Origin of the sequence: Runella sp., assembly GCF_027484545.1 — a bacterium.
GTDB lineage: Bacteria > Bacteroidota > Bacteroidia > Cytophagales > Spirosomataceae > Runella.
Window position 1 is genome coordinate 1 of sequence record NZ_JAIXST010000177.1, and the last position, 13,250, is coordinate 13,250.

Genomic DNA, 13,250 nt, shown 5'->3' on the forward strand with positions numbered 1-13,250 from the left:
AAAACCGACGATGCGATTGGATATATTCAAACAATGACCGTAAAAAACACACTCAAACAAGAAGAATTGATAGAATATTTAAGAAAACATCAAACGGAAATCATCAATTACAAAAAACAAAAAGAGGTAGAGAAAACAATTGGTTCGGGCAGAGCAGAAAAAGGCGTGGACATGATTGTGGCCTATCGGCAAAAAAATAAACCCATTGCATGGTCAGAAAAAGGCCGTTATGCCTTATCAACTTTGAGAGCAGAGGCTCTCAACTTAGCAAAAGCAGCATCAAGAACACTAAATATTACAGCAACAACGAAATTAAGAAGTCTATTGAAACAACAATAAAAAAGTCGGGAACTGAAGTCAAAAACAACCTTATCAGAAGTTAGAAACCGATAAAATTGTTATACGAAGTTGTAAAAGCTGAACTAATCCGAAATGGCGTTAATCCTGAATGTCTTAATCCGTCTTTAGACCAATCTCACGGTCAACTTTCGTTGTCGGGTTTCTTTAAGAAAAAAACAAGATATTTGTACTGTTCCGAACGAACAACGTAAAAGTGAAAAAGAAAAGCTAAACTTTGAAGGAATTTTATACGGGCAAGAAGATAAATTCGGTCTTGATTTTACAGAAAAAGCCTTGTCTATCAATATCTTCAGTCAGCTAAGTAGTTCCGCTAAAAACTTTGATACGCTTTACGAAAGAACTTTTGCCGAAGCATTAAACTTTCATTTTTGATTTAATTACTTCAAAAAAACTGTAAATCTCATTCTGGTTTTTTAAATATACCTCATATCTCTCGACACCTAAACTACCTTTCTTCTTTGCATTTGGTCTTACCCTATCATCAATATCTAAGTTTTCAAGTGCGACAACTTCGTCAATATTAGTATTGATTTGTAAGAAGGCTTTTCTTGGACCTGTTCCGCTAAAACCTATAACTGAAAAAGTTTGCTGATTAACAGAAACTTTTACTTTGGTTTGTTGTGCCTCAATTTCAACAGTTGAAATACTTTTAAGCAACTCATAAAAAATCAGATACAATCTTTTTGCTTCATCTTTTTTATGGAAGAACATATCAATCTCTGTAATATAATCATTTACTGGTTTATTTTCAATTATGGCTTTTATCTTTTTGATTTTTTCAGTGTTCTCTTTTTCAATCAATTCAAGTGGATCATTATTCAAATAGTCTATCAAGAGTAATTCGTCTTCAAACCACATATAGCGTATTAAAGTTATTTCGTCTTTACTTTTTTTTGCTTTCTCAATATCTAAATGACTAAAATCTTTTGCAATCAAAATAAGTTCAATATTTTCTTTTGATATTTCATTGAACTTTGGTAAATCAACATTATATTTTTGGTTTGATAAAAGATAAATTTCAGCAAAATTATCTTCTATGAAATCTTTATAGTCGCTGGCTTGATTTCTGATATTTTTGTCGAAATCCTTTTTTAACTCAACAACAACAAATTTCTTTGCTTTAGGATTAAAAGCTAAAATATCTATTCTGCCTGAAGTTCCTTTGCTTCTGACGTATCCGTCGAGTGTAAATTCATTCTTTATGAATTTATATTGTGGAAAGAAGTCATTCCAATTTTCTGATAAGAAACGATTGAGTTCTGCTTCTGATTTTTGAACTGATTTGAGAAATTTTCTATTGTTTGATGAAAATAATCTAATCATTGCTTTGTTAAAATTGGTTCTAAAATACAATTAATTGCTCTTCCTATTTCAGCAAAAGAATAAAAATCTTCGAGTTCCAATGATTTATCTTCATCACCGTCAATTTCTTTGAATAAGTCTATAAGACCTTTTAGCTGTTCTAAATCTTTATCAGAAAGTTGAATAGTTTTCATTTTGCTACAAATTTTATGTTGTAATTTGGTTTTTGCGTTAGGGCTTTCCGTTCCAATCTTTTTTGTGAGAAACGAACAAAAAGATTGGAACGGAAAGCCCGACCCGATAGAGGAACGCCCAAACAATAGACTTGTTAAATATTGATAATCAACATATTAGTATGTTAAGCAACCAAATACAAATTCCAAATAGATGCGGATAAAACTATTTTATTTTCTCTATATTTCTCTTTTTTTATTCGTACTCTATTTGAAATAATCCGAAAGATCTTGAAATTTAACGTAAGGTGGGTTGCCTACAATAGTATCAAAACTTAATTTCCAAGTGGCTTTTAAGCTATCCTGATGGAATAAATTAAAGTCGCTTTCTTCTAATATTTCGTCATGTTGCAAAGCATAAATAGCCAAAATAAGCTTTGTCCGACGGATATTATACACCAGAATATCCGAACCAAAGATATTTTCTTGAATAATGCTTCGAATAGATTTTATTAAAAGTTCGCTTGTAATAATCAGTCACTCCTACTAAAAATGCCCCACAACCACAGCTTGGGTCAAGATTTTTATCGTTGGATTGAGGTTTTACCTCATTGATAATAAAATCAATAATATAATCAGGGGTAAAAAAAGCCCCATTCAGTTTTCTATCGGAAGACGGGATTATCAACTCTAAATAATTTTCAAGCTCTTTGATAGTCTCAATTTCTAAAGATGATGTATCAAAAAACAAGGCGGGATTTTGGAGAAAATTATCGAAATAAGTTGCCAAAATCGGGCTTCTCAAATAATCAAGTTGGTGATTCAAGAGATAAGCGTAAATCAAATGTTGTTCAAGACCTACCAAGTCATAAGATTTAATAAGTTCGTTCAATACTGCTTTTTTTATCATTGCACTAAATTGTTGACTATAAGTAACAAAAATAAACAATATTTATCTCCTGTCAAAATGTAAACCGCAAAATAAAAGAATTGATATACACTTACTTTAAACCAAAAACATCGTTGATGCACTACAAATTCTTTTTCTTCACTTCTCCTACCGCAAAGGCTACCGCTCGTGCCGTGAGCGCCATGTACGTCAATGATGGATTGACGCAGGAAGAGGATGTCATGGCCGCTCCATCGGTGACAAAGACATTTTTACAGGCGTGGACTTGATTCCACTTATTTAATACCGACGTTTTGGGGTCTTTTCCCATGCGCGCCGTACCCATTTCGTGGACAGCGCCACCCATCGAAAACTTATTATTGTAACTGTTTACGTTTTTAAAACCGGCCGCTTCCATCATTTCTGCGGCATCATTGGCCATGTCCAAACGCATTTTGTGTTCATTTTCAGTAATAGCAGCGTCAAAAACCACCAAGGGTAATCCCCATTGATCACACTGTGTAGGGTGCAGATACATTCTGTTTTCGTGACGCGGCAAGATTTCACCAAATCCCCCCATTCCCATCCACCAACTCCCGGGTTCGCTCATTCTTTGCTTAAAATCTGCCCCAAAGTCAATCGTATGGTTTTCCCGATGCCATTCGCTTCGTCCCGACCAACCCTGATAGCCAAATCCCCGAAGATAGTCACGTTTATCATTGCCCCAATTTCGGTAACGGGGAATGTAAATTCCGTTGGGACGACGGCCCAAATAATAACTGTCTTCAAACCCTTCTACTGATGCATTGGCCCCAGCGCCCAAGTGGTGATCCATTAGGTTGTGGCCGAGTTCCCCACTGTCATTGCCAAATCCATTCGGAAAACGGTTTGATTGGGAGTTGAGCAGAATAGACGTAGTAGCCACTGAACCCGCATTCAAGAAAATAATTTTGGCATAAAACTCCTGCACTTCTTTGGTATTTCGGTCAATGACTCGGACACCCGTTGCCCGACCAAAGGTTGGCCCCGCCTTGGCGTTATCGTAAAGAATTTCCGAAACGATTTTATCGGTCAAAAAAGTAAGGCGGTTGGTTCGCCGAGCCGCCGGAAGCGTAGCTGCCTGCGTGCTGAAATAAGCACCGTATGGGCATCCACGCTCACAACGGTTTCGCGCCTGACATTGCGCCCTGCCCAACGCTGTATGTTCCGCAGTTGGCTTGGTCAAATGTGCCACGCGTCCAATCGTAACGGGGCGCGCCATTTTTTCCTGTATTTGCTTTTTGAAGTGTTTTTCCACGCAGGTGAAATCATGGGGAGGCAAAAACTCTCCATCTGGCAATACCGACAAGCCTTCTTTTCTTCCGCTGATTCCCGCAAATTTTTCGACATAACTGTACCAAGGGGCTAAATCTTGGTAACGAATGGGCCAATCCACGCCAATTCCTTCTTTGGCATTGGCCAAAAAATCTTCTTCGTTTAAGCGGTACGTTTGTCGCCCCCACAAAAGCGAGCGTCCACCAGCTCCGTAAGCCCTTGCCCACCGAAACGACCTTTCTTCTACGTACTCATAATTGGGTTCATTGAGGGTCAGTTTATTGACTCGTACGGCATCTTCTTCGGGGTTGGTCAAACTTATCCGACCACGGTGCGGAAAATCCCACGGGTCTTTCATTGCGGTGGTGTAATCCACCACGTGTTTCACATCGCGGCCTCGCTCCAGCATTAATGTTTTCAATCCTCGTTCCGTCAGCTCTTTTGCCGCCCAGCCACCGCTGATTCCCGAGCCCACTACAATGGCATCGTAGGAAATAGTATTTCTAATAATCATACTATTACAAGAATTTTTATTCAAAAAACTACTTTTTACGCTTAATGTTATGTAAAATTCAACACTATTCTTATTTTCACGGCTTTATTATTTCTGAGTCAATCTCCCAATAACCAATCAACTTTAACAATCTACTACTTATGAGAGCTTCCCTAAAAACCCTCCTTGTCTTTGCACTTATTGTTTCAATATCGGCTTTTACTACGGCCATTGACAAAACTTACTACTGGGAACAGTACAACATTGAAATTACCGTTCCGCGTGATTTCAAAATTTTAAAAAACACCAGCAACGAATTTGAGTTGGAAGGCGATGGTATGGAAATGTACATGTACATCTGGAATCAAAAAAAGATTACCATTGATGACATGGACGAAGCTACCGTAACGGCCGCTAAAGAACTAAAACTCCAAGAGATTGACGAAGAAGAATCCTTTAAAAACGGAGATTTTGAGGGGTATTACGTAGAAGGTTTCAAAGATGGCGACCGTGTGATGATCGCAGGCGTAATTGATATGAATAGCCGCACTAACTTTTTTATTGTTCTCACCTTCGACGATAAAGATGCCGAAGCTGAAAAAGAAGCCCTAAAAATCTTAGAAAGCATTGATCATAAATAGTTTAAAGAATTTTTTTATCAAAAAAGGCGACCAAATAGTCGCCTTTTTTGATGTTTGATTACTAAAAATCACAGATTCATTTTCTTCAATTCAGCTACCGCAAAAGCAGACGCACGCGCCGTCATCGCCATGTAAGTAAGCGATGGGTTGACGCAAGACGCCGAAGTCATAAAAGCCCCATCGGTCATAAAGACATTTTTAACCGTATGAAGTTGGTTATTTTTGTTCAATACCGACGTTTTAGGGTCTTTACCCATGCGTGCCGTACCCATTTCGTGGATACCGATACCCAGGTTTTTGCTGGTATCATCGTAGCTTTGCACGTTTTTAAGTCCGGCAGCTTCCAGCATTTCAGCGGCATCGTTTCTCATATCTACCCGCATCTTACGCTCGTTTTCGCCATACGCAGCATCAAACACAACAATTGGCATTCCCCACTTGTCTTTTTTGGTTGGATGTAGAGTAAAACGGTTTTTTTCGTTGGGTAATACTTCTCCAAAACCGCCAATACCCATACTCCATTTACCCACTTGACTCATTTCTTCCTTGAAAGAAGCACCAAAACCTTCCATTCCTACACCACGACCCCAGCCACTGCGGCTTGCGCCTCCCTGATAGCCGAATCCACGCACATAGTCTCGTTTGTCATTGCCCCAGTTGCGATAGCGAGGGATGTAAACTCCATTGGCCCGACGACCGAAATAATATTGGTCCTCGAATCCCTCAAACTCACCCGAAGCACCTACGCCCAAATGGTGGTCCATGATATTACGGCCCACTTGGTCGCTGTCATTTCCCAAACCATTTGGAAAACGGCTTGATTTAGAGTTCAATAAAATAGAAGCCGAAGGAATCGCCGACGCATTCAGGAAGATGATTTTGGCAAAATAATCTTTGACCTCCATTGTGTTTTGGTCAATGGTACGAACGCCCGTAGCGCGGCCTTTTTTCTCATCGTACAATACTTCCGACACAATTTTATTGTTGGCCAACGTCAAACGTTTGGTTTTCATCGCCGCCGGTAACGTAGCTGCCTGCGTACTGAAATAAGCACCGTACGGACAGCCGCGCATACACATGTTGCGGTATTGGCAAGCAGCGCGTCCGAGCGCGGTATGAATGCTCTGCGGTTTGGTCAAGTGAGCGACCCGTCCAATGGTAAGGGTACGGCCCATTTTCCGCATCATTTCCGATTTTACGTGCTTTTCGAGGCAGTTGAGTTCCATCGCAGGTTGGAATTGACCATCCGGCAAAACAGAAAGACCGTCTTTAGAGCCGCTGATACCGGCAAAACGCTCCGCGTAGTCGTACCAGGGAGCGATGTCCTTATAGCGAATTGGCCAATCGGTCGCAATTCCCTCTTTGGCATTGGCCATAAAATCTTCTTCGTTGAAACGATAGCTCTGACGTCCCCACAACAGCGAGCGACCGCCTGTGTGATACGCCCGAATCCAGTCAAACGGACGAGTTTCAATGTACGGGTTTTTGCTGTCGTTCTCAAACAGGTAGCGGTGTTCTTCATTGACCGTATAACCGGTACGCATACCCGCCCAATATTCTTCGGCAGCCATGTTGTCCGGACGACCGCGGTGAGGCAACTCCCAAGGAGCTTTCATTGCTGTTTCGTATCCTTCAATGTGTTTGATATCACGTCCGCGTTCTAAACACAATACCCGCAATCCTCTCTCCGTCAATTCTTTGGCAGCCCACCCGCCACTAATTCCTGACCCCACGACAATTGCATCGTAGGTCATTTCTTTTTGAGCATCTATATTTAAGTACATTTCTTTTGCTGATTGTAAGGTAAAAAATAATTACTCCCCATTGGGGCTGGGGGCTAAAGCGCGTATGCTTTTTGTCCAGGTTTCAAAGGAATACAGCCATCGTAACGCCCTGGAATCGGCACATAATCAAGGGCTTTGGTTGCTCCTTGCTCGGAAGTAAAGTACCCAAACAACGTCAATTCTTTTGCCAAACGCCAAAAAGGAGTACCCTTCATTTTTTTGGATGAAATGACCTCTTTATCCACGTTATCACCCACTTTGACTTGCTGCACATTGGCGGTTCTCATCAATTCGATGGTTTCTTTTTCTACCATTTTCAGGAGGGCAACTTGCTCGGCTGGGGAAGTCTCCAGAAATTTTTTGCTGTGCGTTTTGGTGGCACGTTCGTCCAAATCAGCTAAGCCATCCAAGAAATTTTGCTGTTCCTGAGCCTTGTAACAGTCTTTCAGCATCAGTTCGATAAATGCCCCTACCCCCGCTTCTTTGGCACCGGGCGTAGTTGTACGGGGAATAATATGTTCGGCTACTTCAGCTACCAATGCACGTTGTGCAGCGTTAAAACTGAAATCAGCACTCATGGCTTGAGAGACATGCGCCTCTCCGCCAAAGGCCATCAACGTAGGCGCTGAAAGGGTCCCACCCATCAACAGGGCCACCCGGGATAATGCATCTCTGCGGTTCATATTTTTTTCAGGTTAGTTAAATACCTATTTTTATTGGGCAGGTGTAAAAATACACTGGTTTTGTCCAATTTTTACTTATCCTAAACGGTTTTTTCTTAAAAGATTGTACCCTGAGTCAAAACTTAAACCAAGTTTTTTCCGCATCCACTTGATTTGCTGATTACTACATAAAAGACACCCATTCCCATGCTCACAATAATTTTAACCATCTTCTGCTTCTCTGTGCAACTATTTTCTCTTACAACTTAACCCCATAATTCAACAACTCAACGGTATCACACTTTTTGACCATCAATATGACAATTAGTTTTATGACCAAACTAATTTGTATTTAGAATGAAATTTCGCTTTTTGTTCACTTTATTCTGCTTTTCAAGCATCTCTTTTGCCCAAAACAACAAACAAAATATCAGGGGAAGCATCACCGATAAACTATCTCAAAGTCCCATTATCGGTGCAACAGTTCAAATCCTGAATAATGCTGAAAAAAACGGCACTCAAACCGATGTTAATGGGCAGTTTGTCCTTACAGGTGTATCGCCCAATCGCTACGAAATCAAACTATCGTATGTGGGATACAAAGAGGTAGTGATACCTAACGTGGCAGTAACCTCGGGTAAAGAGGTTGTGTTGGATGTGACGATGGAAGAAGATTTGAGGCTACTGAATGAGGTAGTGGTAAAAGCCTCAAATAAAGCCAATACCGTCAATAAATTGGCCAGTATCAGTGCCCGTACTTTTTCAATGGAAGAAGTGAACCGCTATGCCGGGGGCCGAAGCGACCCTGCTCGTTTGGCGGCGAATTTTGCAGGAGTAAGTGCCCCTGATGATAGCAGAAATGACATTGTGATTCGGGGCAACTCGCCCGTGGGTGTTTTGTGGCGGATTGACGGCATGAACGTAACTAATCCTAATCATTTTGCTTCGGTAGGTACAACGGGTGGGGCAGTCAGTGCCTTGAATACCAATCTTTTGAAAAGTTCCGATTTCTTTACCTCGGCTTGGCCTGCCGAATACGGCAATGCCATTTCGGGGGTTTTTGATTTGGGTTTTAGAAACGGAAATTCACAAAAAAGAGAAACCACTGTGCAAGCAGGCGTAATTACAGGTTTGGAAGCCACAACGGAAGGCCCCGTCAGCAAGGAAAAAGGCTCATCGTATTTGGTGGGTTATCGGTATGCGTTGGCTGGGGTTGCCCAAGCGGTTGGGGTTGATATTGGCACCACCGCCACACCAAGTTATTCGGATTTATCTTTTAAACTGAACAGCAGAAACACCAAATGGGGCAAATTTTCGATGTTTGGTATTTTGGCATCAAGCAGCATCGGTATTGCCGGTGGAAACACAGGTTCATTGTACGGTGGAAAAGACGGCAACGATTTGAGCAGTAAAATCAGCATTGTGGGGGTAAATCATTTCAAACAATTGAACAAAAACGCCTATTTGAGTTCAACAATTGGGCTGAATTATTCGAGTACCGACCAAGTAAATTACGGCAGCGACCGTGTTACCAACGAATATTATTCCAAAGAGGAAAATAATGTAGCTAAAACGGGCTATAATTTTTCGACAAGCTACAACGCAAAAATCAATTCAAGACTGTTTATAAAAATCGGGCTTGGGGATGAATTGATAGGATTAAACCTGTTTTACAGAACCAAACAAAACATCACTTCCACTTGGAAACAAATCTGGGATTACGACAGCTACACCAACTTAGCCCAAGTATATGCCCACGCCAAGTATAGTTTCAGCGATAAATTAACTTTGAATGCCGGTCTGCATTCTCAGTACTTTTTCTTGAACAATTCTACTTCGTTCGAACCTCGTTTGGGCTTGAAATATGATTTAACCTCAAACAGTACGTTGAGTTTTGGTTGTGGACTTCATGCCCAAATGCAGCCCATCAATATTTATTTTTTACAAAGCCAAAATGCCGACAATTCGTATTCGTACAACAACAAAAATTTAGATTTTACCAAAAGTCATCATTTTGTGTTAGGCTATGACTTACAACCTTTTAAAGATTGGCGCTTAAAAGCCGAAGCTTATTATCAGTACCTATATGATGTGCCAGTCAATGCATTTTCAAGTTCGTATTCGATGCTGAATACTGGAGCGAGTTTTAAAACAGATTTGGAAGATAATCTTACCAATGCAGGTACCGGAAAAAATTATGGGGTAGAGCTGACCATTGAAAAGTTTTTCAGCAAAGGGTATTATGCCTTATTTACCTCTTCTTTGTATAATTCAAAATATACCGGCAGCGATGGTGTGGAAAGAAACACGGCTTTTAATGGCAAGTATGTTTATAATTTGCTGGCCGGAAAAGAATTTAACGTAGGCAACAGAAACAAGTTCAGTATCGATTTCAAATACACCAATGCAGGTGGACGAGCTTATACCCCCATCAATTTAACAGCCTCAAATGCCGCAGGGCGAGAAGTACTTTCAACCGATGCCTATTCAGCCTTTTATGACAATTATTTTAGAATGGATTTGAAACTGGGCTACACGATAAACAGTGCCAAAAGAAAATTATCGCAAACCGTTTCACTGGATATTCAGAATATTACCAATCACAAAAATGTGTTTTCTCAGTCCTACAATAGCGGCAGCAAATCAATCCAAACCACTTATCAGCTGGGTTTATTTCCGAATGTAGTTTATAAATTACAGTTTTAGGGTTTTGTAACGCCTCAGTAAAAAATCCCATGCGACGTGTTTTTGCATGGGATTTTTGTATTATTATTGCAACAATTGGTACTTCTTGATGACATATATTTCTGAAAAAATAAGAAAAAAATTAAAAACGCTCTCAAATATACCTTACTTTAGAGCTTAAAGAAGTCGAGTAAAAATTTTCAAGTATTTATTTTTCTGCAACATTTTAATTATCAACGACATAAAGTCTCCCCTATCGGGGGAGATTTAGAGGGGGCTACTTAAACGAAAAAATTCTTCGAAATTCAAAGGAGTCGGAGGGTATATAAATTATTTAATTAAAAACATAATTGTGGAAAGTCATGACTTTAAAAAATGAAACAATCGCAGCACCGAGTACGAAATGGAAAGAACAGCTACTTCCAAACGAAGCGAAACTTCATGCCGAGCATCTATTGGCGTTTGATGAAATCAGAAAAATAAAAGATGCCAAGTACGGAAAGGGACGACAGCTGCATCGTCAGGCTCAACTGGGTTTGCACGGGCGTTTTGAAGTTCTGGACGGTCTGCCTGAATACGCGAAACAGGGTTTGTTTGCTACTCCCGCCACTTACGATGCTTGGATTCGATTGTCGAATGGTGGCATGGATTCCGCGCCTGATCGCAAGCCCGATATTCGTGGCTTTTCGATTAAGGTACTTGGCGTAAATGGACCGAGTGCTTTAGGCTCAGGGGATACAAATTGTCAAGACTTTTTAATGATTCAGAAATCCGCTTTTGGTTTTGCTAATAGTAAAGATTTTGTCGGTTTCGTGCATAACGCTGCGCGAGGTCCCGTCTCCTTGTTTAAATATCTGTATGCCGCTTATGGCTTGATTGGTGGCTTCCGAAGACTCAAAGGCCTGGCAGATGCGTTGAAAGTACCCTTTACGGGTTTTGCGACAGAGAGATTCTACACAGCAGCGCCGCTGGCTTGCGGATCTTACGCCGTTCGCGTGCGTCTGTTGCCTGCAAGAACCCATGTGAATACAAACGCCCGTGAAAGCTGGTCAGGCGACTTTCTTTCACATTTGGCGAAAGGTTCATTGCGCTTTGAGCTGCAATTGCAGTTTTTTGTAGATGAACAAAGGACACCGATTGAAGACGCGACCAATGAATGGCCAGAAGATATGGCACCTTTTGTCACAGTTGGCGTGTTAACCATACCGACGCAGGATACAGAAAGTGCCGAGGGTGTGAAACTCGCGGCGGATATTGAAGCCGCCGCATTTGACCCTTGGGGAGCTTTGATGGCGCATCGCCCTTTGGGCGAAGTGATGCGGGCGCGCAAGGTGGTCTATTTTCAGAGCCAAACTGGTCGTAAAGCCTGATAGCTCTTATCAAATCAGATGAACATTTGTATTGCCAATTCCGAAACGGAAAAATGTTAATACCCCCCTTCCGTATAAAAGCCCATGCGACGAGTTTTGCATGGGCTTTTTGATTTTTACCCCACTCAGTATTCTGCAGTTGTTTAGTTGTTCTTGAATATGTAATAGCATTTTTTACTAAATCAGAATGGTTAAGCAAATTAAAACATCGCATCTAACATTTCTTGAATTAGTTCAAGTGTTCCACTCAAAGCCACTTTCTACTTTTGCCCTATTAATTTTTAAACAAAAAATAAGATGGCAAATAAAAAGAATGTAGGTTACTCACCCGAAGATTTTAAAAAATCGTATGGTAAATATTACGACGAAACCATTGTAGAACTTGCCCCACAAGTGCAATATGCTTTAGAAAATACCCCTTTTCCAGCAGGTGCTTTGCCTACTTTTTCCGAAGCCAGGTATTTGGAAGAAGAAGGCTACACTGATTTGGAAACAGGTTACACCAACGAACCCGACGGCTCAATTCACGCAGCAATTGTTACAGCAATGCCCGGTATAACCCCCGAAATGTGGGATTGGTGGTTTGGTTGGCACGGTAGCCAAGACAGTCGCTACAAACTATGGCATCCAAAATCGCACGTAAGTGCCGTTTGGGAAGATGGCAAAGACGATATTTCTTACATTGGCAGAAATTCCGTTATTGAAGAATATATTGTAGATGAGTTTGTTGAGGGACTTATTCAATTTAAACAACCTACCGAGTTTGGATTCTCTTTTGATGCCATTAAAGACCCTTCAAAAGCAGTTTATATCTGTGCCAGAATAGGGCACTCAAAATACCCCATTGACTATGGCTATTTAGTACATCAGGTTCGTGCAGTAGAAGGCGGTTCTGAGATGCGTTCTCGCTTTTGGATGGGTGGAAAATACATTCATATTAGAAGAGAAGGTATTTTGCCAAATTTGGCATCTTCGTATATCCAAAAAATGAATCTTTTATCAGCAGATTTTGGTCGCAAAATAGTTATCCATTGCTCTGAAGAAATGACTCATTTAGCAGCATTTTTACCGAAATTGTATGCTGAAATGAACCAAACCATCGAAAAACTGAACGTAGAAGGAAGGATAATTGAAAGAACGGATGAAGATTTTGAAACTGTGGTCATGGGTTCATTATTTAATAAAATAGACCCAGGCAAAAGACCAATTAAGGTGGTAGAAGCCAAGTCGGTACAAGATATTATTGAAACCATAAAATATGCCAAATCGCATGGTAAAAAGCTGACAGTTTGCTCAGGTGGTCATAGTTTTGGTGCGAATCATTTGCGGGACAATAGTATTTTGATTATGATGAAAAATTTTAATCAATTTGAAGTAAACACCAATGAAATGACTGCCACTACAGGGCCAGGTGTTGGCGGAAGTGTATTGATGTTGGAACTATTTAAACACAATTTATATACTGCTATACCATTTGATGGGGCCTATTGAAAAAGAGAGTCAAAAGGTCGAATTTTGTAGCGACCAAGCAACAAAAACTCGCTAATGACTCTCTACGACAAACTTACAAGTATCAA

Annotated in this window: 12 protein-coding genes; 5 read left to right on the top strand and 7 right to left on the bottom strand. The window is 40.6% G+C overall.

Translation table 11 applies throughout. The annotated features are described in order from the left end of the window. The coding region (locus Q0081_RS16710) for a hypothetical protein (protein ID WP_298355524.1) at nucleotides 1-339 on the top strand (339 nt) is incomplete at its 5' end. A 375-nt stretch (nucleotides 340-714) separates the two neighbouring features. Here Q0081_RS16710 and Q0081_RS16715 read toward each other — a convergent pair. The 5 genes from Q0081_RS16715 to Q0081_RS16730 form a co-directional block, all read right to left on the bottom strand. Then, nucleotides 715-1,683, bottom strand: coding sequence for a hypothetical protein (locus tag Q0081_RS16715; protein ID WP_298355526.1), 969 nt, complete (start codon nucleotides 1,681-1,683; stop codon nucleotides 715-717). Beyond that, nucleotides 1,680-1,856, bottom strand: coding sequence for a hypothetical protein (locus Q0081_RS16720; protein ID WP_298355529.1), 177 nt, complete (start codon nucleotides 1,854-1,856; stop codon nucleotides 1,680-1,682). Before Q0081_RS16720 ends, Q0081_RS16715 begins: the two co-directional genes overlap by 4 nt. Before the next feature lie 246 nt (nucleotides 1,857-2,102). Next, nucleotides 2,103-2,294, bottom strand: coding sequence for an Eco57I restriction-modification methylase domain-containing protein (locus Q0081_RS31905; RefSeq protein WP_409034074.1), 192 nt, complete (start codon nucleotides 2,292-2,294; stop codon nucleotides 2,103-2,105). Further along, entirely contained in the window at nucleotides 2,287-2,745 is a 459-nt protein-coding gene (locus tag Q0081_RS16725; RefSeq protein ID WP_298355532.1) for an N-6 DNA methylase, read from the bottom strand. Before Q0081_RS16725 ends, Q0081_RS31905 begins: the two co-directional genes overlap by 8 nt. A 121-nt stretch (nucleotides 2,746-2,866) precedes the next feature. After that, nucleotides 2,867-4,552, bottom strand: coding sequence for a GMC oxidoreductase (locus Q0081_RS16730; protein ID WP_298355535.1), 1,686 nt, complete (start codon nucleotides 4,550-4,552; stop codon nucleotides 2,867-2,869). Between the two features lie 140 nt (nucleotides 4,553-4,692). Here Q0081_RS16730 and Q0081_RS16735 point away from each other — a divergent pair, with 140 nt between their 5' ends. Continuing rightward, nucleotides 4,693-5,172 (top strand): hypothetical protein, encoded by a 480-nt coding sequence (locus Q0081_RS16735; protein ID WP_298355537.1) that lies wholly within the window; start codon nucleotides 4,693-4,695, stop codon nucleotides 5,170-5,172. 68 nt (nucleotides 5,173-5,240) lie between these two features. On the opposite strand, the gene Q0081_RS16740 is transcribed toward Q0081_RS16735, so the two are convergent. Together Q0081_RS16740 and Q0081_RS16745 are read right to left on the bottom strand one after the other, a co-directional pair. Beyond that, nucleotides 5,241-6,956 carry a GMC oxidoreductase gene (locus Q0081_RS16740; RefSeq protein WP_298355540.1) on the bottom strand — a complete coding sequence of 572 codons (1,716 nt, stop codon included), beginning with the start codon at nucleotides 6,954-6,956 and terminating at the stop codon, nucleotides 5,241-5,243. Nucleotides 6,957-7,009: 53 nt separating this feature from the next. Continuing rightward, entirely contained in the window at nucleotides 7,010-7,639 is a 630-nt protein-coding gene (locus tag Q0081_RS16745; RefSeq protein WP_298355543.1) for a gluconate 2-dehydrogenase subunit 3 family protein, read from the bottom strand. A 336-nt stretch (nucleotides 7,640-7,975) separates the two neighbouring features. Here Q0081_RS16745 and Q0081_RS16750 point away from each other — a divergent pair, with 336 nt between their 5' ends. The 3 genes from Q0081_RS16750 (at nucleotide 7,976) to Q0081_RS16760 (ending at nucleotide 13,164) form a co-directional block, all read left to right on the top strand. After that, a complete protein-coding gene (locus tag Q0081_RS16750; RefSeq protein ID WP_298355546.1) occupies nucleotides 7,976-10,324 on the top strand; it encodes a TonB-dependent receptor in 2,349 nt (782 codons plus the stop codon). Nucleotides 10,325-10,665: 341 nt separating this feature from the next. Continuing rightward, nucleotides 10,666-11,673: a hypothetical protein gene (locus Q0081_RS16755; protein ID WP_298355550.1), complete on the top strand. Its 1,008-nt coding sequence runs from the start codon at nucleotides 10,666-10,668 to the stop codon at nucleotides 11,671-11,673. Nucleotides 11,674-11,970: 297 nt separating this feature from the next. Next, nucleotides 11,971-13,164, top strand: coding sequence for a DAPG hydrolase family protein (locus tag Q0081_RS16760; RefSeq protein ID WP_298355553.1), 1,194 nt, complete (start codon nucleotides 11,971-11,973; stop codon nucleotides 13,162-13,164). Nucleotides 13,165-13,250: the final 86 nt, after the last annotated feature.

Bases quoted from the DNA above. Each gene is read 5' to 3' on its own strand.
- Q0081_RS16715 (WP_298355526.1), bottom strand. From the start codon at position 1,683: ATGATTAGATTATTTTCATCAAACAATAGAAAATTTCTCAAATCAGTT.
- Q0081_RS16720 (WP_298355529.1), bottom strand. From the start codon at position 1,856: ATGAAAACTATTCAACTTTCTGATAAAGATTTAGAACAGCTAAAAGGT.
- Q0081_RS16725 (WP_298355532.1), bottom strand. From the start codon at position 2,745: ATGATAAAAAAAGCAGTATTGAACGAACTTATTAAATCTTATGACTTG.
- Q0081_RS16730 (WP_298355535.1), bottom strand. From the start codon at position 4,552: ATGATTATTAGAAATACTATTTCCTACGATGCCATTGTAGTGGGCTCG.
- Q0081_RS16735 (WP_298355537.1), top strand. From the start codon at position 4,693: ATGAGAGCTTCCCTAAAAACCCTCCTTGTCTTTGCACTTATTGTTTCA.
- Q0081_RS16740 (WP_298355540.1), bottom strand. From the start codon at position 6,956: ATGTACTTAAATATAGATGCTCAAAAAGAAATGACCTACGATGCAATT.
- Q0081_RS16745 (WP_298355543.1), bottom strand. From the start codon at position 7,639: ATGAACCGCAGAGATGCATTATCCCGGGTGGCCCTGTTGATGGGTGGG.
- Q0081_RS16750 (WP_298355546.1), top strand. From the start codon at position 7,976: ATGAAATTTCGCTTTTTGTTCACTTTATTCTGCTTTTCAAGCATCTCT.
- Q0081_RS16755 (WP_298355550.1), top strand. From the start codon at position 10,666: ATGACTTTAAAAAATGAAACAATCGCAGCACCGAGTACGAAATGGAAA.
- Q0081_RS16760 (WP_298355553.1), top strand. From the start codon at position 11,971: ATGGCAAATAAAAAGAATGTAGGTTACTCACCCGAAGATTTTAAAAAA.